Origin of the sequence: Actinomadura sp. CNU-125 (assembly GCF_001942465.1) — a bacterium.
Classification (GTDB): Bacteria; Actinomycetota; Actinomycetes; order Streptosporangiales; family Streptosporangiaceae; genus Spirillospora.
On record NZ_MKJY01000571.1, the window covers coordinates 13,567 to 38,032 of the forward strand.

At 75.5% G+C, this 24,466-nt stretch carries 17 protein-coding genes and 3 pseudogenes; 11 read left to right on the forward strand and 9 right to left on the reverse strand.

Annotated features, from left to right (window positions below):
- Nucleotide 1 precedes the first annotated feature (1 nt).
- A complete protein-coding gene (locus tag BJF79_RS43825; protein WP_075906430.1) occupies nt 2-802 on the reverse strand; it encodes an IPT/TIG domain-containing protein in 801 nt (266 codons plus the stop codon).
- 170 nt (nt 803-972) lie between these two features.
- Between BJF79_RS43825 and BJF79_RS43830 the strand changes: the two genes are divergently transcribed.
- From BJF79_RS43830 to BJF79_RS43865, 8 genes and pseudogenes are all read left to right on the forward strand, one after another.
- Nucleotides 973-2,700: an ExeM/NucH family extracellular endonuclease gene (locus tag BJF79_RS43830; protein ID WP_083734682.1), complete on the forward strand. Its 1,728-nt coding sequence runs from the start codon at nt 973-975 to the stop codon at nt 2,698-2,700.
- A 107-nt stretch (nt 2,701-2,807) separates the two neighbouring features.
- Nucleotides 2,808-3,086, forward strand: coding sequence for a hypothetical protein (locus BJF79_RS43835; RefSeq protein ID WP_075906434.1), 279 nt, complete (start codon nt 2,808-2,810; stop codon nt 3,084-3,086).
- A 67-nt stretch (nt 3,087-3,153) separates the two neighbouring features.
- Entirely contained in the window at nt 3,154-4,143 is a 990-nt protein-coding gene (locus tag BJF79_RS43840; protein WP_075906458.1) for an LLM class flavin-dependent oxidoreductase, read from the forward strand.
- 80 nt (nt 4,144-4,223) lie between these two features.
- Complete coding sequence (locus tag BJF79_RS43845) at nt 4,224-5,180, forward strand: hypothetical protein (RefSeq protein ID WP_075906436.1); 957 nt, start codon at nt 4,224-4,226, stop codon at nt 5,178-5,180.
- Between the two features lie 93 nt (nt 5,181-5,273).
- A complete protein-coding gene (locus BJF79_RS43850; RefSeq protein WP_075906438.1) occupies nt 5,274-6,245 on the forward strand; it encodes a hypothetical protein in 972 nt (323 codons plus the stop codon).
- Nucleotides 6,246-6,479: 234 nt separating this feature from the next.
- A complete protein-coding gene (locus tag BJF79_RS43855) occupies nt 6,480-7,691 on the forward strand; it encodes a PucR family transcriptional regulator ligand-binding domain-containing protein (RefSeq protein ID WP_075906440.1) in 1,212 nt (403 codons plus the stop codon).
- Nucleotides 7,685-8,005, forward strand: a complete 321-nt coding sequence (locus BJF79_RS64425; RefSeq protein ID WP_262403466.1) for a helix-turn-helix domain-containing protein — start codon at nt 7,685-7,687, stop codon at nt 8,003-8,005. The genes BJF79_RS43855 and BJF79_RS64425 overlap by 7 nt, the downstream gene beginning before the upstream one ends.
- 4 nt (nt 8,006-8,009) lie before the next feature.
- Nucleotides 8,010-9,438: pseudogene (locus BJF79_RS43865) on the forward strand (aldehyde dehydrogenase family protein).
- Between the two features lie 30 nt (nt 9,439-9,468).
- Here the strand turns inward: BJF79_RS43865 and BJF79_RS43870 are convergent.
- Nucleotides 9,469-10,512 carry an alpha/beta hydrolase gene (locus BJF79_RS43870; protein WP_075906444.1) on the reverse strand — a complete coding sequence of 348 codons (1,044 nt, stop codon included), beginning with the start codon at nt 10,510-10,512 and terminating at the stop codon, nt 9,469-9,471.
- A gap of 119 nt (nt 10,513-10,631) precedes the next feature.
- On the opposite strand from BJF79_RS43870, the gene BJF79_RS43875 reads away from it, so the two are divergent.
- Nucleotides 10,632-13,106: a hypothetical protein gene (locus BJF79_RS43875; protein WP_075906446.1), complete on the forward strand. Its 2,475-nt coding sequence runs from the start codon at nt 10,632-10,634 to the stop codon at nt 13,104-13,106.
- Nucleotides 13,107-13,636: 530 nt separating this feature from the next.
- Here BJF79_RS43875 and BJF79_RS56675 read toward each other — a convergent pair.
- The 4 genes and pseudogenes from BJF79_RS56675 to BJF79_RS43890 form a co-directional block, all read right to left on the reverse strand.
- Nucleotides 13,637-14,893: a hypothetical protein gene (locus BJF79_RS56675; RefSeq protein ID WP_158079477.1), complete on the reverse strand. Its 1,257-nt coding sequence runs from the start codon at nt 14,891-14,893 to the stop codon at nt 13,637-13,639.
- The gene (locus BJF79_RS43880; protein ID WP_075906448.1) at nt 14,779-17,001 is read right to left on the reverse strand and encodes a hypothetical protein; all 2,223 of its coding nucleotides are present in this window, start codon (nt 16,999-17,001) and stop codon (nt 14,779-14,781) included. The genes BJF79_RS56675 and BJF79_RS43880 overlap by 115 nt, the downstream gene beginning before the upstream one ends.
- Before the next feature lie 814 nt (nt 17,002-17,815).
- A pseudogene (locus tag BJF79_RS43885) lies at nt 17,816-19,264 on the reverse strand (carboxyl transferase domain-containing protein).
- Between the two features lie 72 nt (nt 19,265-19,336).
- Nucleotides 19,337-20,716, reverse strand: coding sequence for an ATP-binding protein (locus tag BJF79_RS43890; RefSeq protein ID WP_075906450.1), 1,380 nt, complete (start codon nt 20,714-20,716; stop codon nt 19,337-19,339).
- A 494-nt stretch (nt 20,717-21,210) separates the two neighbouring features.
- Here BJF79_RS43890 and BJF79_RS43895 point away from each other — a divergent pair, with 494 nt between their 5' ends.
- Nucleotides 21,211-22,227 carry a serine/threonine-protein kinase gene (locus BJF79_RS43895; protein ID WP_158079478.1) on the forward strand — a complete coding sequence of 339 codons (1,017 nt, stop codon included), beginning with the start codon at nt 21,211-21,213 and terminating at the stop codon, nt 22,225-22,227.
- A gap of 21 nt (nt 22,228-22,248) precedes the next feature.
- Here the strand turns inward: BJF79_RS43895 and BJF79_RS43900 are convergent, their stop codons facing one another.
- Entirely contained in the window at nt 22,249-23,367 is a 1,119-nt protein-coding gene (locus BJF79_RS43900) for a PP2C family protein-serine/threonine phosphatase (RefSeq protein ID WP_083734684.1), read from the reverse strand.
- A 162-nt stretch (nt 23,368-23,529) separates the two neighbouring features.
- Here BJF79_RS43900 and BJF79_RS56680 point away from each other — a divergent pair, with 162 nt between their 5' ends.
- Nucleotides 23,530-23,703: a hypothetical protein gene (locus tag BJF79_RS56680; protein ID WP_158079479.1), complete on the forward strand. Its 174-nt coding sequence runs from the start codon at nt 23,530-23,532 to the stop codon at nt 23,701-23,703.
- Between the two features lie 4 nt (nt 23,704-23,707).
- Here the strand turns inward: BJF79_RS56680 and BJF79_RS43905 are convergent, their stop codons facing one another.
- Both BJF79_RS43905 and BJF79_RS56685 read right to left on the reverse strand, forming a co-directional pair.
- Complete coding sequence (locus BJF79_RS43905) at nt 23,708-24,175, reverse strand: ribose-5-phosphate isomerase (RefSeq protein ID WP_075906454.1); 468 nt, start codon at nt 24,173-24,175, stop codon at nt 23,708-23,710.
- A 49-nt stretch (nt 24,176-24,224) separates the two neighbouring features.
- Nucleotides 24,225-24,466 (reverse strand): annotated as a pseudogene (locus BJF79_RS56685) (hypothetical protein); the annotation flags it as partial.

The window sequence follows — 24,466 nt, forward strand, 5'->3', positions numbered from 1 at the left end:
GTCACTCCACGGTAAAGGGGACTGTGGCGGGCCCGCCAGGGGTCAGGATCGTCAGCGGCCCGGACGCGCCGGGCGGGACGGTCGTGCGCACGAGCGTGTCCGTGACGTCGGAGACCGGGGCCTCGGCGGCGCCGAACCGGACAGCGGTGGCCGCGGCGAGGCCCGTCCCGTGGACGGTGACGGACGCGCCGGGCGGCGCGGACGCGGGTTCCACCGACGTGATCGCGGGGGCGAGGGCCTGGTCGCGGCCCGTCGGGGCGGGCGTCAGCAGGGCCGCGAAGACGCCGCGCAGCTTCTCGGCGGTCTCCTGGGAGAACAGCCCGACGAGCGCGGCGATCGCGGTGACCCCGTAGGGGTTGACGTCGCCCGCGGCGCCGGTCGGCGAGGTGAGGCCGCCGCGCAGCACCAGGTAGACGACGAGCCCGAGCAGCCCGCCGACCAGGGGCAGCACCAGGTACATCAGCAGCCAGCTGCGGCGCAGGGCCCGGTTCCCGACGTACCAGTACAGGGAGCGGAAGGAGTGGACGATCGCGCCGAGCGCCCCGGCGGTCAGGACGACGACGAACAGGCTCGTCTCCCGGGACACGCGGGGCGACCAGCCGAACAGGTGGACGGTCGCGGCGGGCGGCGGCGGCCGCGTCCCGCCGTCCGGGGCGGTGGCCGGGGCGGGCGGCCACGTCTGCACGAGGACGATCAGGAGCGCGGCGGCGAGCAGGAGCAGGACGATCGCGGCGGCGGCGATGTCGCGGGGCCGGGCGTACCGCGTTCCGGGGGACGATCCGGCGGGCGGCGGTTCGGCCACGGCGTTCCTCTCGCTGGGGGGCTCGGCGGGGGTCTCGGCCAGGTATCGGCTGTGGACCTGTCGGTGTTTCGCCCCATCCGACCCACCAATCACGGCATTCCATTACAAGTTGGTGGAGTGTTAACGAACCGGTCTCCGGTGGGCGGCGGGCCCGCCTTACGCTCGCGCTCATGCGCCCATCAGCAGCAGCACGCACGGCGGCGGTCCTCGCCGCCGCCGCCGTGACCGCCGGTCTCGGCGGCGGTCTCGGCACCGGTGCCGTGCGGGCCGCGGAGGCCCCCGCGGCCTGCGCCGTCCCGGCCGACACCGAGATCGCCGAGGTGCAGGGCACCGGCGGCGCGTCGCCGGTCGCGGGCCGCATCGTCCGCGTGGAGGGGATCGTCACCGCCGACTACCAGCGGTCCGATCAGCTCCGCGGGTTCTTCGTCCAGGATCCGACGCCCGACGACGACCCGCGCACCTCCGACGGGATCTTCGTGTACTCGACGCGGGACGTGGACGTCCGCGACCGGGTGCTCGTCACCGGCGAGGCCGTCGAGTACCACGGCCTGACCGAGCTGTCGCCGGTGTCGGCGGTGGACGTCTGCGGGACGGGCCGCGCGATCGCCCCGGACAACGTGCGGCTGCCGCTGGAGGACGGCGCGACGCTCGAACGGTTCGAGGGCGTGCTGCTGCGCCTGCGCGGCGAGATGGCCGCGAGCGAGACCTACGACCTCGGCCGGTACGGGGAGATCACGGTGGCGGCGGGCGGGCGGCTGTTCCAGCCGACCGACGGCCACGACGACTCCGCGCGGGCCGCGAACGAGGCCCGGCGGCTGCTCGTCGACGACGCGTCGAACGTCCAGAACCCGGACACGATCCCCTACACCTCGGACGGACGCGTCGTGCGGCTCGGCGACGTGACCGAGGGGCTGACGGGCGTCCTGTCGTACGGGTTCGACTCGTACCGGCTCCAGCCGACGCGGACCCCGCACTTCGAGCGCGCGAACCCGCGCCCGGACGCGCCGGAACCGGTGGGCGGCGACGTGCGCGTCGCGAGCTTCAACACCCTCAACTGGTTCACCACGCTCGACCGGCGCGGCGCCGACACGGCCGCCGAACGCGACCGGCAGCTCGCCAAGCTCGTCGCGGCGCTGAAGGGCCTGGACGCCGACGTCGTCGGGCTCATGGAGGTCGAGAACGACGGCGGCACCGCGTTGCGGGTCCTGGTGGACGCGCTGAACGAGGCGGTCGGCGCCGACCGGTACGCCCGGGTCGAACACCCGTACCCGGGCACCGACGAGATCAAGGTCGCGTTCGTCTACGACCGGACCGCGGTGACGCCGGTCGGCGCGCCGCGCTCGGCGCGGGACGAGGTGTTCGACCGTCCGCCGCTCGCGCAGGCGTTCCGCCCGGCGGCGGGCGGCGGGGAGTCGTTCACCGCGATCGTCAACCACTTCAAGTCGAAGGGCTGCGGCGGCGCGTCCGGGCCGGACGCGGACCAGGGCGACGGGCAGGGCTGCTACAACGACCGCCGGGTGAAGCAGGCGACGGCGATCGCGCGGATGGCGAAGGGCGCGGCGAACCCGCTGGTGCTCGGCGACCTGAACGCCTACACGTCCGAGGACCCGGTCGAGGTGCTCGAAGACGCGGGCCTGGTCGGGCAGACGCCCCGGTTCGTCGACGACGAGGACCGCTACAGCTACGTGTACATGGGCCTGTCCGGGGAGCTGGACCACATGCTCGCGGGCCCGGCGCTGTCGCGGCGCGTCACGGGCGCGACGATCTGGCACATCAACAGCGACGAGCCGCGCTTCCTCGACTACAACACCGAGTTCAACCCGGCGGAGTTCTACAAGCCGGACGCGTTCCGCTCGTCCGACCACGATCCGGTCCTGATCGGACTGGATCTGCGCTGACGGAAACGGCGTCAGGGGCCGGGCTCGCGACGAGTCCGGCCCCTTCCCCGTCTCACGTTCTGGACGTACGCTTTCCCGAATCGCTTTCTAGTGATGGGACGCGCGTCATGAACGAAGCAGTTCCCCGCCCGGCGTTCGGTATCGGCCCCGACGGCGCCTACACCCCCCTCGGTCAGACGATCGCCTTCATCCTCGGCGTCCTGACGATGTTCGCCTTCTTCCCTCTCCTCGTGGTCGCCGCCCTCCTGTACGCCCGCGCCGAAGAGCAGTTCCCGAACGACCCCAAGCGCGCGCGCACGCTCGTCAACTGGTCTTGGCTCAGCGTCATCGTGCCGGTGGTCGTCGCCGCGGTGGCCGCCGCGGTCTTCGCGATCACCATGGCTTGATCGGCACGGCTTGATCGGCACGGCCTGACCGGGAAGACGTCGGGCCCCCGACGGGTTGTCACTGTTCATGACCGTCCGTTTGTCTGTTCTCGATCTGGCCCCCGTCGTCAGCGGCTCCACCTCCGCCGAGGCGCTGCGCGACACCCTCGACCTGGCCCGGCACGCCGACCGGCTCGGCTTCCACCGGTACTGGCTCGCCGAGCACCACGCGATGCCCGGCATCGCCAGCGCCGCGACGGCCGTGCTGATCGGGCAGGTCGCGGCGGCGACGTCGGCGATGCGCGTCGGCTCGGGCGGCATCATGCTGCCGAACCACGCCCCGATGGTGGTGGCCGAGCAGTTCGGGACGCTCGAAGCCCTCTTCCCCGGACGCATCGACCTCGGCCTCGGCCGCGCCCCCGGAACCGACGCGGCGACCGCGCGCGCTCTGCGCCGCTCCCCCGACTCCCTGTCGGTGGACGACTTCCCGGAACAGGTCGTCGAGCTGCGCGAATACTTCGACGAGAAGAGCAAGGTGACGCCCGCGGCGGGCAACGAGCCGCCGATCTGGCTGCTGGGTTCCAGCGGCTACAGCGCCAAGCTCGCGGGCCTGCTGGGCCTGCCGTTCGCGTTCGCGCACCACTTCAGCGCCGAGAACACCCTGCCCGCGCTCGCCCTCTACCGGGAGTCGTTCCGCCCCGGCGCGCTCCAGGAGCCGTACTCGATGATCGGGGTCGGCGTCACGGCGGCCGAGTCGGACGAGCGCGCGGGCGAGCTGGCGGCGCCGCAGGCGCTGTCGTTCCTGCTGCTGCGGCAGGGGAAGCCGGGGCCGCTGCCGAGCCCGGCGGAGACGGCCGCCTACCCGTACACGCCGATCGAGCGGCAGATCGTCCAGTCGCGGCTGAAGGACCAGGTGATCGGCGGCCCGGAGACGGTGAAGCGGCGCCTGGACGAGCTCGTCGAGCAGACGGGCGTGGACGAGGTCATGGTCGTCACGCAGGTGTTCGAGCAGGCGGACCGGCTGAAGTCCTACGACATCCTCGCCGACCTGTACGGTTCGTCGCTCGATCCCCGGTAGGGCCGGACGGTCGACGGCCCGGGCGAACCCGTCTAGTTTGATCTCCGATGTCCGCAAATGCACCCACCCCCGGGAAACCGGTGTCCGTCGACGTCGCGAACGCCCAGACCCGCCAGATCGTCGTCGGGGCGGCGGTCGCCGGGTTCTTCGGCGTGGTCGCGATCGCCGCCGCGATCACCGGGGACGTCACGGGCGGCACGGGCGCCCGCGTCGCGGCGTTCGTGCTCGGCACGGTCTTCACGCTGATCGGCGTCCTGCCGCTGCTGATGTGGCGGATCGCGTTCCGGCCGCGGCGTCTGGTCCTCGACGCGGACGGGCTGCGCTGGGACGACCCGCGCGGCCGTCCCTGGGCGGTGCGGTGGACGGAGCTGTCCGGGGTCGAGATCGTCGCCCCGGAACCGGACACCGGCGCGCCGAGGGTGTCGCCTTCGGTACATCTCGTGCTGACGCCGGCGAGCCCGGGCTTCCGGGACGCCCACCCGGAGATGGAGCACCTGGCCCGCAGGGCCGGGCCGGGCGTCGTCTACCGGCTGCCGTTCGGCCATGCCCGGCGGGTCGTCGGGCCGATCGACGAGGGCCTGACCTCCTTCGCGTCCGGCCTGTACCGCTCGCGGCTCCGCCCAGTCGCCGGCCCGCACCGTCCCCGCGCGGTCACGGCGAGCGTGGCGCTGCTCGGGCTCTGCTGGCTCGCCGCCGTGTCGGCCGCCGTTCTGGGGGACGGAACCGACGGACGGACCGTCGCGATGGCGGCCCTCTGGACGGCGGCCTTCACGGTCTGGCTCGCGCGCATCTGGCTGGGCGGCCCGCTGGCCACCGGGCAGATGGCCAGGTTCGCGCCGGTTCTCGGCGCCGTCCTCTTCTTCGGCGTCCTCCTCATCGCGGCGGCCGGGTACAGCGGCGGGCACCCGCCCGACCCGAGCGAGGACTGGGTGCTGCTGCTCCTCCTGCTGCCCGGCGCGGCGGTGTTCGCGGCGGGGCGGCTGCTCGGCCGGGAGGATGTCCGCAAGTGGTCAGAGGCCCGTGCGCAGGGCCGTTGATCGAAGGGTGTACCGGCCGGAACCGTTGATCTATCGTCTGGGTGCATGCCCGGCGATGCGAGCCCTCCCGATGCGAGCCCCTCCCCCGACGCGGTGTCCGTCCGTATCGGCAGCCTCCGCACCCGCTTCCTCTTCACGACGGGCGCGGTGTTCTTCGTCCTCGGCTTCTACACCGTCTTCTACTCGCTCGTCGGCGACATGGAAGGCGGCGCGGACTCGCGCGCGGTCTCGATCCTCTTCGGGATCGCGATGGCCCTGCTCGGGCTCTTCCCCGCGCTGCTGTGGTGGTGGGTGATCCGGCCGCGCAGGCTGGTGTTCGACGCCGCGGGGCTGCACCGGATCGACCCGCGCGGTGCACCGTGGACGGTCCGGTGGGAGGAGCTGGAGCGGATCACGTTCTCGTTCCCGCAGCTGGTCGGCAGGCCGAAGGGGCCGGTCCCGATGATGGCGCTCGAACTGCACCCGGCGGACGCGTCCTTCGGGGACCAGCACCCGCAGATGGAGCGCTGGTCCGTCCCGTCCCCGGACGGGCGAGGGGACGTCTACCGGCTGCCGCTGGGCCGCAAGCGGAAGTTCATCGAGCCGATCGACGGCGCGCTGAGCTCGTTCGCCCTGCCCGTCTACCGGCCCGAGGGACGCCCGGTGCACGCGGGGCGCGGCCGTCCGCTGAAGGTCGCGGTGAGCGTGCCGTTCCTCGCGGTGGCCTGGCTCGTCGGCATGGTGTACGGCGCGATGCAGACCGGAGACCTCGGCGGCGCGGCGATCGCGGTGGTGTGGGTGCTGGCCATCGGGGCGTGGCTGGTCCGCGTCTGGGCCGGCGGCCCGACGGCGATCGGCTTCCTGATCACGGCCTGCACGTCCCTCGGCGGGGTCCTGCTGGGCGCGGCCGTCCTGTTCGGCGCGATGCAGCTCGGCGGCGTGATGGACGTCGGAAGCGACGGCATGCGCGGCGCGATCGAGGTGTTCGGCCCGATGGCGCTCGCCGGGCTCGCGCTGCTCGTGCCCGGCCGGCTGCTCGCGCGCCCCGACGTCCGCGAATGGTCCGCGGAGCGGAGCGGCGGCTGACGGCGCCCCCGCCCCGGACGAGCGAAGGCCGCCGACCCGCCCAAGCCGGGGTCGGCGGCCTTCACCGTTCGGCCCGGAGGCGGCCCGAGCACTCCGGTCCACGGGGGTCCTGCCTGCTCACGGGCCGACCATAGGCGGCCGCCGCGCCTACGATGAACGTACGGGGCGGCGAATCGGGCCGTCCCGGTTGGACATTCCGCACATTGACCGATCCGAGAGCCGCAGGGGGGCGCGATGCCGCCGAGCCTGGCCGCCGTGGCCGCGATCCCGCAGCTCGGGCTCGCGCCCCGGACCGGCCCGCCGCCGGACACGCCCGTCCTGTGGGTCGCGGTCAGCGAGCTGGAGGACCCCACCCCGTTCCTGGAGGGCGGTGAGCTGGTGCTCACCACGGGCATGCGGCTGACGCCGGAGAACGCGGCGGACTACGTCGCGCGGCTGGTGGGGGGCGGCGTCGCCGGGCTCGGCTTCGGGGTCGGCGTCATCCACGCGCGGATCCCGGACGGGCTGCTCGCCGCGGCGCGCGCGCAGGGGCTGGCGGTGCTGGAGGTGCCGCGCCCGGTCCCGTTCATCGCGGTAGGCAAGGCCGTCTCCCGGATGCTGGCCGCCGAATGGTACGAGGACGTCACCCGCGCGTTCCAGGCGCAGCGGGAGCTGACCCGCGCCGCGCTCGCCGGGCCCGGACGGCTCGTCGCGCGGCTCGCGCGGCTGCTCGGCGGCTGGGCGCTGCTGCTCGACGAGCCGGGACGTGCGGCACGCCGAGCCCGCGCGCGCCGCGAGCACGCGCCGGCGCTGGCCCCCGAGCTGGCGCGGCTGCGCCGCCGCCCGTCCCCCGCGAAGAACACGGCGTCCGAGGGGGCACCGGCGAGCCTGGCGCTGTCGCTGCCGGGCGAGCACATCGTGGTGCAGCGGATCGGGCTCGGCGGGCGGCCGCGCGGGTTCCTCGCCGTCGGGACGGGCGAGCCGCTGCCGCCGGTCGCGCACACGATCGTCGCGGCGGCGGTCGCGCTGCTCACGTTGCAGTCGGAGACGCCGCGCACGGCCGCGGACCTGCGGGCGGCGCTCGCGGCGGTGCTGCTGGGGCGGCCCGCCGAGAACCCGGCGGTGCCGCGCGGGCCGGTGCGGGTGCTGGCGTGCGCGGGTCCCGCGAAGGGGACGGCGGTGCTGGACGCGCTGGAGTCCGATCCGGCGGGCGAGCGGTGCCTGCCGCTGCCGTCCGAGGGGCGCGTCGCGGTCATCGTGCCGGACGGCCTCGCCGCGACCGTCGCGGGACTGCTGGCGGGCGTCGGGCCGGTCGGCGTCGGCGCCCGGCCGGTGGGGACGGCGTCCCGCCCGGGCCGGGCGAGCTGGCTCCGGCGCTGCGGCAGGCCGAGGAGGCGCTGGCGGCGGCCGTCCGCGCGGACGTGCCGGTCCTGCGCCACTCCGACCTGCCGGGTCAGGGCGTGCTGAGCGTGCTGGATCCCGGGCCCGCGCGCGCTTTCGCGGACGCACTGCTCGCCCCGTTGCGCGCCGAAGGTCTGGACGAGTCGGTGCGCGCGTACGTCCAGGCCAACGGGCAGGGCGAGACGGCGGCGCGCGCGCTGGGCGTCCATCGGCACACATTGCGGACGCGGATGCGCAAAGCCGCCGAACTCCTCGGGCGCGATCCGGACGATCCGGCCGTCCGCGCCGAACTGTGGGTGGCGTTCGCCGTCGCGGCCAGTACGGGCGACCGGATTCGCCATGTCGGAGACTCGCGTTCGGGGCCTCCGGAGATAGCGTGACAGCATGAACGCGACCCCATTCTGGCTGGCCGGCCGTCCCGAGACCGGTGACGCTGAACTGACCGTCACGCACCCCTACGACGGACGTGTCGTCGGGACCGTCGCGGTGCCGACTCCCGCGCAGGTGGAGGAGGCCGTCGCGGCGGCCGACGCGGTCCGCGCGAGCGGGCGGCGGCGCTGCCGCTGCACGTCCGCGCCGACGCGCTCGCGCACGTGTCCGCCCGGCTCGCCGAGCGGGCCGAGGAGATCGCCCGGCTGATCACCGGCGAGAACGGCAAGCCGCTGCTGTGGGCGCGCGGCGAGGTCACCCGCGCGATCTCCACGTTCCGGTTCGCCGCCGAGGAGGCCCGCCGCTTCAGCGCGACCACCCAGCGGCTCGACACCGACCCGGCGGCCGAGGGCCGGATGGCCTACATCACCCGCGTCCCCAAGGGCCCGGTGCTCGGCATCTCCCCGTTCAACTTCCCGCTCAACCTGGCCGCCCACAAGATCGCCCCGGCCATCGCGGCCGGGACCCCGATCGTGCTCAAGCCCGCGCCCGCCACCCCGCTGTCGGCGCTGCTGCTCGGCGAGCTGCTCGCCGAGACCGACCTGCCCGCCGGGATGTGGTCGGTGCTGACGGTGCCGAACGACCGCGCGTCCGACCTGGTCGACGACCCGCGGCTGCCGATCGTGTCGTTCACCGGGTCCGTCCCGGTCGGCTGGTCGATCAACGACCGGGCGCCGCGCAAGCACGTCACGCTGGAACTCGGCGGGAACGGCGCCGCGGTCGTCCTGCCGGACGCCGACCTCGACTGGGCCGCCAAGCGGATCGGGCTGTTCGCCAACTACCAGGCGGGGCAGAGCTGCATCGCCGTGCAGCGCGTCTACGTCGACCGGTCCGTCTACGAGGAGTTCCTGCCGAAGCTGGTGGAGAACGTCGAGAGCCTCGTCACCGGCGACCCGTGGGACGACAAGACGCAGGTGGGGCCGCTGGTCAGCGAGGAGGCCGCCGAGCGCGTCGAGGCGTGGGTGGACGAGGCCGTCGCGGCGGGCGCGAAGGTCCTCGCGGGCGGCACCCGCGAGGGCGCCGCCTACGCGCCGACGCTGCTCGCCGACGCCCGGACGACGCCAAGGTCGCCCGCGAGGAGGTGTTCGGCCCGGTCATGTTCGTCCAGCCGGTCGACGGTGCGGACGAGGCGTTCGAGCGGGTCAACGACTCCAAGTTCGGCCTGCAGGCGGGCATTTTCACCCGCGACCTCGACGTCGCGTTCCGCGCGCACCGCGAACTCGACGTCGGCGGCGTCGTCATCGGCGACGTCCCGTCCTACCGGGCCGACCAGATGCCGTACGGCGGCGTGAAGGACTCCGGCGTCGGCCGCGAGGGGCTGCGCTCGGCGATGGAGGACTACACCGAGGAGAAGGTCATGGTCTTCACGGGCCTGTCTCTCTGACGCGTACCCGCGGGCACGGCCCGGTTCCGCTCAGCGGACCCGGGCCTGTGCCGCGCCCGCCCGCAGCGCCCCGGCGGCCTCCGCCATCGCCTCGCGGAACCGCCCGCCGAGGGGCCACATGTTCGCGAAGCCGTGGATGAGGTCGTCCTGGCGCCGCAGCGCGACCGGCACCCCGGCGCCCGAGAGCCGCTTCGCGAACTCCTCGCCCTCGTCGCGCAGCGGGTCGAACCCGGCCGTGACCAGGTACGTCGGCGGGAATCCCGCGACGTCGGCGGCCAGCAGCGGCGACGCGTCCGGTTCCGAGCGGCGGGCCTCGTCGGGGCAGTAGTGGTCGCTGAACCACACCATGTCGGCGTCGGTGAGGAAGAACCCCTCGGCGAACAGCTCCCGCGACCGCCGCCTGACCGACATGTCCGTCGCCGGGTAGAACAGCAGCGCGAAGTCCGGGCGGCGCTCGGCGCGCAGGCCGACGACCGCCGCGAGGTTCCCACCCGCGCTGTCGCCGCCGACCGCGATCGCGTCCGGGTCGGCGCCCAGCTCGCGCGCGTGCGCCACCGCGTACGCCCACGCCTCCAGGGCGTCCTCCGCCGCCGCCGGGTACCGGTGCTCGGGCGCCAGCCGGTACCCGACCGACAGCACCCGCACCTCGGCGTTCACCGCCAGGTAGCGGCACACCGCGTCGTGGGTGTCGAGGTCGCCGATGACCCAGCCGCCGCCGTGGTAGAAGACCAGCAGCGGCGAGCCCTCCGCCAGCCCCGCCGGGGTGTAAAGCCGCGCCGGGACGTCCCCGGCGGCGACGTCGCGCGTCTGCACCGGCCGCGGCAGGGTCCGGGCGAGCAGCTTGGTCGACCGCTCCATCCCGCGCCGGGCGTCCGCGGGCCGCCCGCCGCCGAGGTTGCGCCGCTCCAGCCGCGACATCGTCAGCAGGAGCTGCGCGTCCAGGGACAGCCGCTGCCCGTCCCGGCGGACCTGCTCCCCCGCGATCAGCCGCTTGACGGGCTCGGGCAGGGCGAACACCCCGCGCAGCACACCGCCGACGACCGCGGGCGGCACACGTTCGGACAGAGCGGACATTCATACCTCCAGGGGGCGAACCGTCCGCCGATCGTAACGACGCCGCGTACCGGCGGGTAGGGGCGATCGGGACACACCGCGCATAGCCCCGCGAAGCGGCCCCGGATACCGTACGGATCATGCGATCGGGACGGGCCGGACGGCTGCTGCGGCGCGCTGCCCGGAACGGTTTCCGGGGACGGGACTGGGAGCACCTGCTGGCGGCGGGCGCGGCCGGCGACGCGACCGTCGTCGACACCCTGTGGGGCGCCTGGTTCGACGGCGATCCCCGCGCGGAACTGCTGGCCGCGCTGATGTCCTTCGGACGTCCGATGTCCGGCCCCCGGAACCGGCTGAGCCGGACGCTCCTGGAGGACGACGACGCCCTGTCCGGCAAGCGCCGCGGCCTGCTGATCGAGGTCGCGATCGTCTCGGACCACCCGATGGGGGCGCTCGCCCGCGACCGGATCGCCCGCACGTCCGAGCCGTCCCTGCTGCGCGAGGGCATCGCCGCCGCGCTCGCCGCCGGCACCGGCCGCGGCCGTCCGCTCGCCGGGCTCCTCGCCGCCCGCGACGACCTGCCGAACGCCCCGGTCCTGCTCGCCGAACTCTTTCTCGTCGGCGGACGCTTCGACCGGTACCGGGCCCTCGATCCGGACGGTTCGCTGCTCGCGACGGCCTACGAGCGCGCCGGCCCCGACCGCCGGGAGCGGATGCGGGACGCGATGCTGCGTGCGGGAGACCTCGACGTCGTCCGCGTCGTCGCCGCCCGCGACCGCGTCGCCGACCTCGACGTCGAGCAGCGCCGCGACCTCGCGCGCGGCCTCCTCGACGGCGGGCGGTGGGAGCAGGCGTGGCGGATGGCCCAGCGCCTTCCGCTCGCCGACGCCGCACGCGTCGTCCGGGAACTCCCCGACGACCGGCGGTCCGGCGGGCCCGGCGACGCGTTCCGCGCCCGGCTGCGCGCGATCCCGGAAAACCTGGACGAACTCCTCACCGCCCTCGACGACACCGCCCTACTGCAGGTGCCGATGCCGCCCGGCCCGGTGCTGGCGGGCGCGTTCTCCCCCGACGGCCGCGCCATGGCCGTCGTCTGCGCGAAGCGGATCCCGGGGGCCGGAACCGCGACCGACGGCCATGCCGTCCTCCTCGTGAGCGCCCTCGACGGATCCGTGCTCGCGTCGTGGGACACCGACGTCGGCCACGGCGTCCCGGACGTGCGGATGACGACCCGGGGCATCGCCGTCCGGCACCGGGACGGGTCGGCGATCTCGTGGTTCGACCTCGCCGCGAACTCGGGGCACCGGATTCCGCCGGGATTCCGGGCCACCCACCTGGCGCGCGTCCCCGGCGCCCTCGTGGCGGTCGAGGCGACGCCGGAAACCGGGATCCGGCTGCGGCGGATCACCGAGGACGGGCGCGCCGCGCCGGACGGGCGGCCCTACCCCGCCGCGCCGCTTCTCTCCGGCCTCTCCGGAACGCCGCCCGGCCCGATCGATCCGCGCCCGCCCATCACCGTCTTCGAGGACGCGGCGTCCGGCCGGATCGCGTTCCACCACCGCGACTCGGGCGTCCGCGCCATCGTCGACGGCCCGACCGGGCGCGTCCTGGCCGACTCCCGGGTCCGGGACGACCGGCTCCCCGCCCCGGACGGCTACGCCGCGGCGGGCGTCGTCGGCGGCTGCTTCACGGGCCCCGACCGGATCGTCACCGGCCGGGGGCTGTACCGCGTCACCGAGGACGGCGGCTTCACCGAACTGGCGTTCGTCCCGCCGGGCGTCGGAGAGACCGGTTTCTTCTTCGACCCGGTGTTCGTCCCGGCCTGGCGTGAACTGGCCGGTCTCTCCACGGCGGCGCCCGGCTCGCTGTCGCCGGGCAACGTCGCGTACCGCGGCGCCGAGACGCTCGAACTCCGGCGCGGCCCGCACCCGGTGATCGGCGTCCACCGGGACGCGCTGTGGTCCGCCCCCGCCGCCGACCTGTTCGCGATCGGCAGCCGGGGCGGCCTGATCGGCGGCGTCACCGTGGTCCGGGCCGAGCCCGGGTTCGTGCGGGAGCTCGCCCGCCGCCCGCTCGACGAGCTGACCCCCGCCGTCCCTGCGCGCCCTCGCCGAGCGGCGGCACCGGCCCGACCGTCCGGCCGCGCTCGGCCGGTCCGCCGACCTGCTGCACGACGTCCTGGCGGCCTCCCCGATCGGCACGGACGTCGAGCTCGGCGCGGCCGCCGCGCCCGTGGCCGGGCCGGACGACATCGCGCTCGGCGCGCCGTGAACCCGCCGGATCAGGCGGGCCGGGACGCCCAGGCGGCGGCGAACATCTCGTGCAGCGGCGCCGTCGGCAGCAACCGGACGAACGGCCCCCGGATGTCCTTGCCGAAACGCGCGGCGAGGTGTGGGGCGAGCTTCGCCCTCTCCATCGGCAGCTCGGGCCCCTTCGCCGTCGTCCACTCCCCCGGGACGAACGCGCTCCGGCCCGCGCGGGCGCGTTTCTCCTCCAGCACCAGGCCGAGCCGCACGAGTTCGGCCTGCGCCTTCTTGTGCCGCGCGGCCGTCCAGCCGTTCCACCTGCGGACGTTGCGGTCCGTCGGGCGGGCGAGCGTGAGGAGCTGCAGGTAGAGCGCGGCGCCGTTCCTCGCCCGTCCCGTCCGCGCGGCCGCCTCGGCGACCAGCTCGAGCACGCCGAGCAGCGGGTTCGCCTCGTACCCGCCGGACGGGACGGGCGTGTCGGCGGCCCGCGCGACCATGCGGGCGAGCCCGCCGTCGTAGCGGAGCGCGATCCCGCGCACGTCGCGCAGCAGCCCGGAGAGGTCGCGCTCGGCGCAGATCCGCTCCAGCCGGTCGAGGACGGACGGGTCGGCGAGCGCGGACGGCCGCAGGATCGGCCGCTGGAGGTCGTCGTTCGCGTTGACGATCAGGAGGCCATCGTCGTAGGCGGTCACGTCCGGGTCGACCTCGTCGAGCGGGCCGTCGTCGCCCGTCCGGCGGACCGGCACGGTACCGGGGCCGAACGCCTCCGCCGCCCCCGCGCGGAACCAGTGCGGCATCGGGAGCGGCAGGAGGAGCTCGGGGGCGTCCAGCCGGGCCCGCAGCCGCGCGTACAGGTCGCGGAGCGCCCGCGACGGCGGGATCGCCGACGGGACGGTCGGTCAGCGCCCACACCAGCGCGGAGGCGACCGGCGTGTACGGGTCGTCGTAGAGGCGGTGGCGGTCGGCGGAGCGTCGCGAGAAGAGGGTGCACCCCCAGCTCGGGGCCGCGGCCGCGCCAGGCCCGGCCGACGACGACGCAGCGCAGGTCGTCGGCGGCGAGGCCGGACGAGCCGGGGTCGGCCAGGGCGGCGGCGGTCGCGGTGCCCAGGCCGAGGTCGCGTTCGCGCTGGTCGCCGCCCCCTCGTCCACGGGTGGGCCGGGGGCGACGAACTCCGCCAGGGCGTCCGCCATCCGCCCGGCGGCGGCGGTGAGCCCGCCGTCCGTCCACAACTCGGCGGGGTCGGCCGGGATCGCGGCGCGAGGACGCGGCGCCGTCCCGCGTCGCCGAGCCGCAGCGACAGCTCCTCCGCCTCCTCGCCGACCAGCTTGCTCGCCGCGTACGGCTTGCCGCGCAGCATCCTGTCGTGCGCCTCGAAGTTCGTGCTGAGGTCGCTGCCGTGGTTGCGGCGGCGCGGCAGGCCGTCCAGGACGAGCGCCGCGACGGCCCGCCGGACACCGGTGCGTCCGGCGAACACCGCGACCGCGTCCTCGGCGAACCGCAGCGGGCCGTGCTCCTCGAACAGGTCGAGCAGGCGGCCGAGCCGGGACGCGTCGTCGCCGGTGGACACCGTCTCGACGTCCGTGGCGCCGTCCGGTTCGGGCGCGTCGGCGCGCTGCACGAACGGGTACGTCCGCTCCGGGTCGACCGGTCCGTCGGCGGACGGGACGATGCCGGTGAGCACGGTGCCGCCCGCCGCGCACAGCGGGGCGAGCGCGGCCCCGGAGGCGCGCCCGCGCCGCCACGCCCCGGGACGGGCGAACGGCCGGCCGATCCACGTGCGCAGCAGCGCCGCGAGGGCGATGCGGTCGGCGTCCGGGGTCGAGGGGGCGACCAGCCGCCAGGCGGCCGCGCCGATCGAGCCGAGCAGGACGGGCCAGTCCTGCGGCCGCCCCGGCGGGCTGGACAGCCGGGTGGCGTCGTCGATCTCGCCCGCGAGGAACCGTCCGTCGGCCGCGATCGCGGTCAGCGTGGCGGCCCGCGACGACGGGGTCCACCGCTCGTAGGGCTTCAGTTCGGGGAGCAGGCCGCGCAGCGCGGTGATCAGGTCGGGGTCGGCGACGTCGGCGACGGGCCGCACGGCCGCGCCGGAGCGGACCGTCCGGACGCGGCCGGAGATGTCGGTGCGGCGGCGCAGGACGTCCGCGGCACGCCGCACGGTCGCCACGACCGCCCCGATGATCTCCGGGTCGGTGACGCCGGGCAGGACGGCGGCGAGCGCCGCCCGCACATCGCCGGACTCGGCGGCCCGCAGGAGCGCGCGGGCCGCGGCCTCGTCCGTCCCGCCGCAGGCACGCGACGATTCGAGGTGGCGGGGCGCGAGGAAGTGCCAGAACGCGGGCGGCGGGAGCATCGGCCGGTCCTGCGGGTCGGCCGGAGGGTCGCCCTTGGCGTCGGGGAACGCGCGCCCCTCCCAGTGCAGGGTGCCTTCGGCGGCGTCGAAGAACTGCATCTGCGCCAGGTCGCCCCAGGTGACCTGCGCGGCGACGAGCTCGGCGCGCCCGCGGGCATCCGGACGATCCCCCACGGACGGCCCTCCCCCACGCGCAGCGGCAACATGGCGCGGCGGCCGTCGGCACCCTCGATCGCCCAGGGGCGCGGGTTCAGGCCCGCGCGGCCGCCGATGACGCGGAAACCGGCGAGGGCGCCGTCCTGGCCGAGCGGGGAATCGGTGACCCCGTCGGGGAGGCGGACGAGGCTCACCCGGCCGTGGTCCCAGTCCAGCGCGCCGGGGCGCTGGACGGACGTGAAGAAGTGCGGGAGCGCGGCGCCGGGCACGGAACGCTCACCGGTCGCCGGGTCGAACACCGTCCACCGCCCGAGGTGAGCGGGCTCGGCCAGGGTCCAGACGCGGGTGCCGTCGGTGAGCTGGGCGCCTTCGGCGACGCCGTCCCGGTCGCCGGGGTACAGGACGCGCACGCCGTCGTACCGGCCGCCGTCAGCCGTCTCGAACTGGAAACCGAGCGCGGCGTTCATGCGTCCCCGGCACGACTCCATCCCGGACACGTCGTCCGGTGCGAAGACGGCCGCCGGGTCGCTCGCCCAGCACGCCTCGTCGGCCACGGTGTCGCGGCGCGTCGACCAGCCGACGAGGAAGTCGCCGCCGACGTAGTGGACGCTGTGCACCCGCACGTCCTCCGGCAGCGCGAAGCCGCACGCGCCGCGCCGTCCCCGATGGTCGACCGCGATGGCGCGCTCCCGCCCGTAAACGGTGAGGACGGGCCAGGTGGACGTCACGCCCCGCACGTCCTCGCCGAGTTCGGCGACCGCCTCGTCCAGCGCGGGCCAGTGCAGCTCGGCGTGCACGCCCGCGCGCAGCGTCCGGGCGAGCGGGGCGGCCAGGTCGAGCCCCGCGAGGGCGCCGTCGATGCCGTCCAGGGCGGCGATCGTCGGCGGGTCGAGGTGGCCGTCGAGCTCGGCGACCGCCTGGGCCGCGTCGCCGAGCGGCGCGCCCGCGGCACGTTCGAGCAGCGGGGCGAGCCGCTCGTGCACGGCCGACTCGACGCCCGGCCCCACCCGGCTGATCGCCGTCCCGTGCAGCAGGTCCGCATGGACCGTGCCCTCCAGGCGCTTGCCGAAGACGGGGTCGGCGGCGAGGGCCCGCAGGTCGCGGCGGGAGCGGTCGCCCCACAGGCGCAGCTGCGCGGCGGCGTCCTCGACGCGCACCCCCTCGGCGAGGCACGCGTCGACGAGGTCGGCGTCGAAGTACGCCCAGCGGTAGGCGTCCGAGTACAGGTCGACGGGCGTGCCCTCGGCCTTCAGGCGCGGCGCCAGCTTCGGCAGCGCCGCGTACAGTTCGGCCGGCATCGGCTGCGCCGTCACGCCCCCGTACGCGGCCCGGGAGTGCTTGTACAGGTAGGCGAACCGGCCGAGCCAGCCCGCGAGCCCGCCGTCCGGCCGGACGTCCCCGGACGCCAGCGCGTCGACGATCCCGGCGGCGTCGAGCATCCGCAGCCAGGCGCCGCCGTCGCCCACGGGCGCGAACAGCTCCGCGAGCGCCGCGCGGGTCTCGTCCGGCGGCGGGGCCTGCGCGAACACCTTCGCGGCGCCGTCGAGCAGCCCGTCGGGCAGCGCCGTCCCGCGTGCCCCGGCCAGCGCCCGGCCGAGCACCTGCGCGTCGGCGTCGAGGCCCAGCCCGGCGGCCTTGGCGGACGCGCGGACGAGCGTGTGCAGGTTCGCGGGCGGCGGGGAGCCGCCGCCCCACCCCGCGGCGAACGCCGCGAACTCCCGGTGCGCGCGGTCGGCGGGAACGTCGCCGCCAGCCACGCCCGATGGTCGCGGACGGACCCGGCGCCGAGCGCCCCGGCCGCGGCGAACAGCCGCGCGTTGGCCAGCCGGTAGCCGGTGTCCACGGGCAGGTCGTCCTCCCGCTCGGCGTCGCGCGCCGCGGCGTAGGCCGTCCCGGCGTGCCGGGGCGCGGAACCGAGCAGCCGGTGCCCGACCGTGTCGAGGAACCACGGCCGGTGCGCGGCGGGCAGGCCGTACGCCCGGCCCCGCATCTCGTCCAGGTACCGGCCGGGCTTCTCGAGGCGCCGGGGACCGCCGCTGCGCATGGCGGCGAACGCGTCCGTCGCCCGGCTCATGGCGGCGGGATCCGCGGCCTTCACCCAGTCGAGGTAGGTCGTCGAAAGGTCCGGGTCCGCGGGGAGCGCGGGAATGGGCGACATGCGGGCGAGTATCGCAGCGCCCGCCGACATCCCCCGCCATGACGGCAAATGTCGCCCACGCCTTCACACTCCCCGGCCCGACGAGCCACTGCCGGACAGGACCGTGACCGGCGACAGCACGCTCGCGGCGACCCCCGCCGCCGCCTACCGCGCGGCGGCTCCCAGGCGCCGCCCTCCGCAGCAAACCCCAAGCACCGCCTCCCGCACAGCACCCTTCGAACGCCGCCCTCCCGCAGCAAACCCCAAGTACCCCCGCACGGCGCCCTTCGTGCGCTGCCCTCCCGCAGCAAACTCCAAGCACCTCCCGCACAGCACCCTTCGGGCGCTGCTTCTGCCGGGGGTCTCTGAGCCGACGGGGGCCGGGCGGCGGTTCTAGCGGGCCGTGCGGGTCTGCCGACCGGCGGGCGACGGGGTCAGCGGTATCTCGCGCTGCGGGCGGCGCGGCCGCGCGGGGCGAGGCCGGAGAGTTCGCGTTCGATCGCGGCGGCCGCCCGGAGGCAGAACGCCGCCGGTTCGTCGGCCGCGTCCGGCAGTTCGTCCAGCAGCACGTCCGCGGTCCCGGTGCGCAGCAGGTCGGACGAGCGGACGCCCTGGGCCGCCGCCAGTTCGGGCGCCCGGTCCGGGGTGCGGTGCACGATCAACGAGGCGCCCTCGGGCGGCAGCGGGGACAGCCAGCCGTGCCGGGCGACCAGCACGCGGTCGGCGGGCAACAGCGCGAGCGCCGCGCCGCCCTTCCGTCCCCTCCCCGAGCAGCAGGCACAGGGTCGGCGCGGGGAGGGTGATCAGGTCGGCGAGGCAGCGGGCGATCTCCCCGGCCAGGCCGCCCTCCCCGGCCTCGGCGGACAGGACGCGCCCGGGGTGTCGACGACGGTGACCAGCGGGACGCCGAGTTCGGCGGCGAGCGCCATGCCGCGCCGGGCGACGCGCAGCCCGGCCGGGCCGAGCGGGTGCCCGGTGCGCTGCGACCGGCGGTCCTGCCCGACGAGGACGCACGGTGCCGCGCCGAACCGGGCGAGTGCGAGCAGCAGCCCCGGGTCGGCCTCGCCCTGCCCGGTGCCCGACAGCGGGGTGACGCCGGACGCGCCGTGCCGGAGCAGGTCGGCGACGCCCGGGCGGTCGGGGCGCCGGGAGCGTTCGATCGAGTCCCACGCGTCGTCGTCGCGGACGATCGGCTCCGCGGCGTCCGGACGGGCGTCCGGCGGGCGCTCGCACAGGACCGCGAGGGCGTTCGAGGCGATCGAGGCCAGGTCGTCGATGGGGACGACCGCGTCCAGCAGGCCCTTCGCGGCGAGGTTCTCGGCGACCTGCACGCCCGGCGGGAACGGTTCCCCGTGCAGGCCCTCGTAGACGCGCGGGCCGAGGAAGCCGATCAGCGCGCCGGGTTCGGCGGCCGTGACGTGCCCGAGCGACCCCCACGACGCGAACACCCCGCCGGTCGTCGGATGGCGCAGGTAGACGAGGTAGGGCAGCCCGGCCGCGCGGTGCGCCATCACCGCGCCGGTGATCCGCGCCATCTGCACGAACGCGGACGTGCCCTCCTGCATCCGGGTGCCGCCCGAGGACGGCGCCGCCAGCAGCGGCAGCCCGGCGGCGGTGGCGCGCTCGACGGCCGCGACGATCCGGTCCGCGGTGGCGCGGCCGATCGAGCCCGCGAGGAACCGGAACTCCGACACGACGAACGCGACGCGGCGTCCGCGCAGCCTGCCCTCGCCGGTGACGACCGCCTCGTCGCACCCGCTGCGCTCGCGTGCGGCGGCGAGCCCCGGGTCGCCGGATTCGGGCACCGGTTCGTCCCACGATGTCCACGCGCCTTCGTCCAGCACGCGGCGCAGCAGCTCGCGCGCACCGACCCGTTCCGACACGCGGCTCCCTCCGACGACGTTCCCGGCACACTTCGGACATGTCCCAGCATGACCCGGACGCCGGGCGGCCGCTCACGCGGGGGTCGCGCCGGGCGGCGAGTCGAGCGGCAGGCGCATGACGAGCCGGGCGCCCGCGTCGCTCGGCGCGATGACGAGCGTGCCGCCGTGCGCGCTGGCGATGTCGCGGGAGATCGGCAGGCCGAGCCCGGTGCCGCCGCGGTCGCGGCGCCGCCCCTCCTCCAGCCGCAGGAACCGGTGGAACACGCGGCCCCAGTCCTCCCGGGCGATGCCCGTGCCGTCGTCGAGGACCTCCAGCATCGCCTCGTCCCCGTCGACCGCGACCGTGACCCGCACCCACGACCGCGCGTGCCGTTCGGCGTTGTCCAGCAGGTTCGTCAGCACCCGGGCGATCTGCTCGGGCGCCACCCGGACGGGCACGCCGCCCCGCACGTCGATCTCGACCGGCACCCGCCGGGGGCGCCGCCCGGCCACCTCCCGGGCGAACTCGCCGAGGTCCACCCGCCGTTTCTCGCTCCGCACCCCCGACCCCAGCCGGGCGAGGATGAGCAGGTCGGACACGATGCCGTGCAGTCGGTCGGCGTCCGCGAGGGCGGCGCGGGCGACCGCGGGCCAGTCCTCGTCCTCCGGCGCCTGCAGCGCCACCTCCAGCTGCGCGCACAGGCCGGTGATGGGGCTGCGCAGCTCGTGCGAGACGTCCGCGACGAACGCGCGCTGCCGGTCGAGGACCTCCTCCAGCCGGAACAGCGTCAGGTTCACCGACTGGGCCAGTTCGGACACCTCGTCGTGCTGGGCGGGAACGGTCACCCGGCCCTCCCCGCCGCCGGTGATCTGCGCGAGTTCCCCGCTCATCACCCGGACGGGCCGCAGCGCGCGCCGCACCGCCGCCGCGACGATCGAGGACGCCAGCGCCGTCCCGAGCACGACGGCGGCGGCGAGTCCCCCGATGAAGTAGCCCTGGCTCATCGAGTAGAGGGAGATCGGCGCGCCCGCGTAGACGATGCGGGGACCGTCCGGGGTCCCGACCCGCTCGACGACGACGTAGACGTCCGCGGGCACGCCGGACACCTCGGTGATGTAGGTGCGGTGGTCGCCGGGCCGGGCGGGCGGCGCCAGGCCGGACAGGTCGTGCCCGTGCAGCGCGTCGCTGGCCGCGAGCTGCGCGCCCCGCGGCGTCACGACCTGCAGCAGCGAGAAGTCGGGGTCGCGGATCGGCAGCGGGCCGCGCGGGTCTTTGGCGCGCACGTACTCGGCCAGGTCTTCGGCGACGATGAGGCCGCGGTCGTGCAGCTGGCCCTGGACGGTCCGGCGCAGCATGAAGTAGAAGGCGGTCACGCCGATGGAGAGCAGCAGCGCGACGACGAGGGTCGCGATGACGGTCACGCGGGCCCGCGCCGACCAGTGCGAGGGCGTCCAGCCGTCCCGGAACTTCACCCCGGCCGCCCCTCCCCCTTTCCGTACCCGGCGGCGGCCACCGCCGCACGCCGAGCGCCCGGGAGGAGTGCGCAGGACAGGTTGTTACCGAACCATTGCGCACCGAAACATCCCCACATACCACTCCGAAACCCCCAGGCCACCCTGGCGGAGCACACTGCACTCAGGGCGACACCGAGCCACAGCTTCCGGCCACTTCCTGCACAAACGCGCCATATTTTGCGAACGAGCGGGGATGGACGGACGGGAGACACGTGAGGGAGTCGGGACAACACCATGGACGCAGACATCCGGCCGCTGGAACCGGCCGACCCCCGGGTCGTCGGCGGGCATCCGCTGCTCGGCCGCCTCGGTTCGGGCGGCATGGGCACCGTGTACCTCGGGACCGATCCCGAGTCGGGCGGCCGCGTCGCGGTGAAGACGATCCATCCGCACCTCGCCGGCGACCGTCCTACCGGCGGCGGTTCAAGGACGAGGCGTACCTGGCGAGCCGCGTGGCGTCCTTCTGCACCGCGCGCGTGCTGGCGCACGGCGAGGAGGACGGGCGCCCCTACCTCGTCACCGACTACGTGGGCGGCGTCTCGCTGCACGACCGGCTCACGGCGAACGGCCCGCTGCCGGCCGGCGACCTGCACGGCGTCGCGGTCGGCGTCGCGTCCGCGCTCGCGGCCATCCACGCGGCCGGGCTCGTGCACCGCGACCTGAAGCCCGCCAACGTGATGCTCACGCTGTCCGGGTGCCGCGTCATCGACTTCGGCATCGCCGGGAGCCTGGACGCGCGCAGCGCGGGCCGGTCCGGGAAGGTGCTCGGCACGCCCGGCTGGATGGCGCCGGAGATCCTCGTGGGCGGCGCCGCGACCCCGGCCGCCGACATCTTCGCGTGGGGCTGCCTCATCGCGCACGCCGGCACCGGGCGGATGCCGTTCGGCGGCGAGCCGGCGACGCTGCGCGTCACGACCGGCGAACCCGACCTCGACGGCCTGCCGGACGCGCTCGTCCACGCCGTCCGGTCGGCGCTGGAGAAGAACCCGGCCGCCCGTCCCGGCGCCGCCGACCTGCTGCTGACGCTGGTGGAGCAGCAGCAGCCGTGCATGGTCCCGGCGGCGGTCTCGGTCCCGGACACGGTGTCGGGCGCGGTGCAGAGCGCCGTCCGGGGCGCCGTCCGGGGCGCGATCCCGGTGCTCGCCGCGGCGCCGTACGGGCCTCCGCGCGCGCACACGACGCCGCCGCAGCCGTTCCCGTCCCGTCCGACCGGCCCGGACGGCTCGGACGGCGGCTCGGGCGGTGGGCCGGACGGCGACACGGGCGTCCCGACGAAGACGTTCGCGCCGCTCGGCATGACCGGCGTCTGGGCGTCGCCCCGCACCCGGCTGATCGCGGGCGCGGGCGCCGCCGCGGGGACGGCGCTGCTCTGGGCGGTCATCGCGGGCCTGCAGGGTCGCGGCGAGCCGCGCGCGGCGTTCGTCCACGCCCGGGAGCGGCGGGCGCCGGTGCGGCACCGGCGCCACTGAGGCACGGTCCGGCCGGGCGGGTCAGCTCCGCCAGATCAGGACGAGCGCGCAGTCGTCGTCGCGGGCGGCGGCCATCGTCTCCACGAGTTCCCGCGCGCCCTTGCGGAACCCGTGCGGGACGAGCCGTTCCGCCTCGCCGAGCAGCCGGTCGATGCCGGCGTCCAGGTCCAGGCCGGGGGACTCGACCAGGCCGTCGGTGTAGAGCAGGAGGGCGTCGCCCGGCCGCAGCCGTCCGCGCTCGGGGACCGTGCTCACTTCCGGGACGACCCCGAGCACCACGCCCTTGGCCGGGCTGACCTGCCACGCGCCGCTGCTCGCGTCGAACTGCACGGCCGGCGGATGCCCCGCCGACTCGACCGTGTACTCGCCGGTCCGCAGGTCGACGACCACGTGCACGGCGGTGACGAACCCCTCGTCCCATCGCTGGCGCTGCAGATAAACGTTGCACGCCTGAAGAAAACGGTCAGGTTGGATCGATCCAAGCAAACCGCCGAAAGCCCCCGAAAGCATGAGCGCTCGCGTCCCGGCGTCCGTGCCCTTGCCGGACACGTCGACCAGCGCCACTTCGAGCACGTCGCCGTCGCACGCCGACACCACGAAATCGCCGCCGAACGACGAACCGCCCGCCTGCAGCAGCACGACCTGCGTCGACCAGCCGTCCGGCAGTTCCGGCATCTCGCCCTGCCGCCGCAGCCGGTCGCGCAGCTCCAGCAGCATCGAGTCCCCGCGCAGGCCCTGCACGCCGAGCTGCTGCCGCGTCCGCGCCAGCGTGAGCGCCAGCACCGCCGTCACCGCCAGCGTCGCGACCATCCCCCAGCCGATCGCCGGGCCGTTGTGCCACGCCGCGAAGGCCACCATCGCCACCACAATGACCAGCAGCGCCACCAGGCTCCGCACCCGCAGCAGCAGCCCGCCGCCCAGCACGATCAGCACCAGGACGCCCGACGGCGCCAGCCCCCGGGTGTCGTTCGCCGTCGCCGCGCCGATCACCACCGCGAGCACCGCCAGCACCGCGAACACGTACCGGTCTCGGGTCAGCCGCCCGCGGCGCAGCAACCGGTACAGGACCACGAGGATCGGGATCCTGCGCAGGAAGGCCCGCACTCTCGGCGGCAGGCGCTGCACCAGACGTTGAAGCATGACTCCGGCACTGTATCGAGCATTCACCCGCAGGGGACGGGATCGACGCCACCCGTCACTCCTTGTAACGGTCCAGTCACCTGATTTCCGGGTAGAAGACGCCTGTTCGGGAGAATTCCGAGGACGACGGTTCCCGTGCGACGGGACTTGAGGAGGCGACGGATGAGCCAGCCGGGCATGCGCATCACGGTGGACGCGGCGATGCGGGCGCGCGACGTCTCCCGCCCCCGCCCCGCCGGGGAGGACGTTCCCGCGCCCGCCAAGGCGCCCAAGCGCAGCCGCGCCGCGAAGAACGAGCGGCGCCGCCAGAACAAGCGCGGCGGCGGGAGGACCTGAGGTCTCAGGCGTCGCCGGGGACGACGCCCGTCCGCTCGTAGGCCGTCAGCATGTCGATGCGGCGGGTGTGGCGCGACTCCTTGGAGTACTCGGTGGTGAGGAACAGCTCGACGAAGCGCGCCGCGGTCGCGGCGTCGTGCTGGCGGGCGCCGATGCTGATGACGTTGGCGTCGTTGTGCTCGCGGGCGAGGACCGCGACGTCCTCGTTCCAGACGAGCGCCGCCCGCACGCCCTTCACCTTGTTCGCGGCCATGACCTCGCCGTTGCCGGAACCGCCGAGGACGATGCCGAAGGTGCCCGGCTCCGCCGCGGTGCGCTCGGCCGCCCGCAGGACGAACGGCGGGTAGTCGTCGGCGGCGTCGTACTCGAGCGCGCCGCAGTCGACGGGCTCGTGCCCGTTCTCCTTCAGCCAGGAGACCAGGTGCTCCTTGAGCTCGAAGCCGGCGTGATCGGTTCCAAGAAAGACGCGCATGGGCCCGATTCTTGCAGGTCCGCGAGGCCGGTACGTCCCCGGGCCGCGATCAGGCCGGAGGCGGCGCCGGACGGTCGTCGCCCGCCGGGTCGCCGTCGGCTTCCGGGTCGCCGTCGGCTTCCGGGTCGTCGGCTTCCGGGGCGTTGTCGAGCATCGTCTTGTCCGCGAGGTCGCCGCCTCCGTCCCGGACGCCGCCCGGCGCCTCCGCGTCGTCGTCCCGCGTCGGAAGGTCGTCCTCGTACGTCGCGGGTCCAGCGTGGGCGCGTCCGGCGCGGGCGACCCGGAGGCGGC

Coding starts and splice junctions, on each gene's coding strand:
- BJF79_RS43900 (WP_083734684.1), bottom strand. CDS start 23,367: ATGCTTCAACGTCTGGTGCAGCGCCTGCCGCCGAGAGTGCGGGCCTTC.
- BJF79_RS56680 (WP_158079479.1), top strand. CDS start 23,530: ATGAGCCAGCCGGGCATGCGCATCACGGTGGACGCGGCGATGCGGGCG.
- BJF79_RS43855 (WP_075906440.1), top strand. CDS start 6,480: ATGCCGCCGAGCCTGGCCGCCGTGGCCGCGATCCCGCAGCTCGGGCTC.
- BJF79_RS43835 (WP_075906434.1), top strand. CDS start 2,808: ATGAACGAAGCAGTTCCCCGCCCGGCGTTCGGTATCGGCCCCGACGGC.
- BJF79_RS43905 (WP_075906454.1), bottom strand. CDS start 24,175: ATGCGCGTCTTTCTTGGAACCGATCACGCCGGCTTCGAGCTCAAGGAG.
- BJF79_RS43830 (WP_083734682.1), top strand. CDS start 973: ATGCGCCCATCAGCAGCAGCACGCACGGCGGCGGTCCTCGCCGCCGCC.
- BJF79_RS43870 (WP_075906444.1), bottom strand. CDS start 10,512: ATGTCCGCTCTGTCCGAACGTGTGCCGCCCGCGGTCGTCGGCGGTGTG.
- BJF79_RS43840 (WP_075906458.1), top strand. CDS start 3,154: ATGACCGTCCGTTTGTCTGTTCTCGATCTGGCCCCCGTCGTCAGCGGC.
- BJF79_RS43875 (WP_075906446.1), top strand. CDS start 10,632: ATGCGATCGGGACGGGCCGGACGGCTGCTGCGGCGCGCTGCCCGGAAC.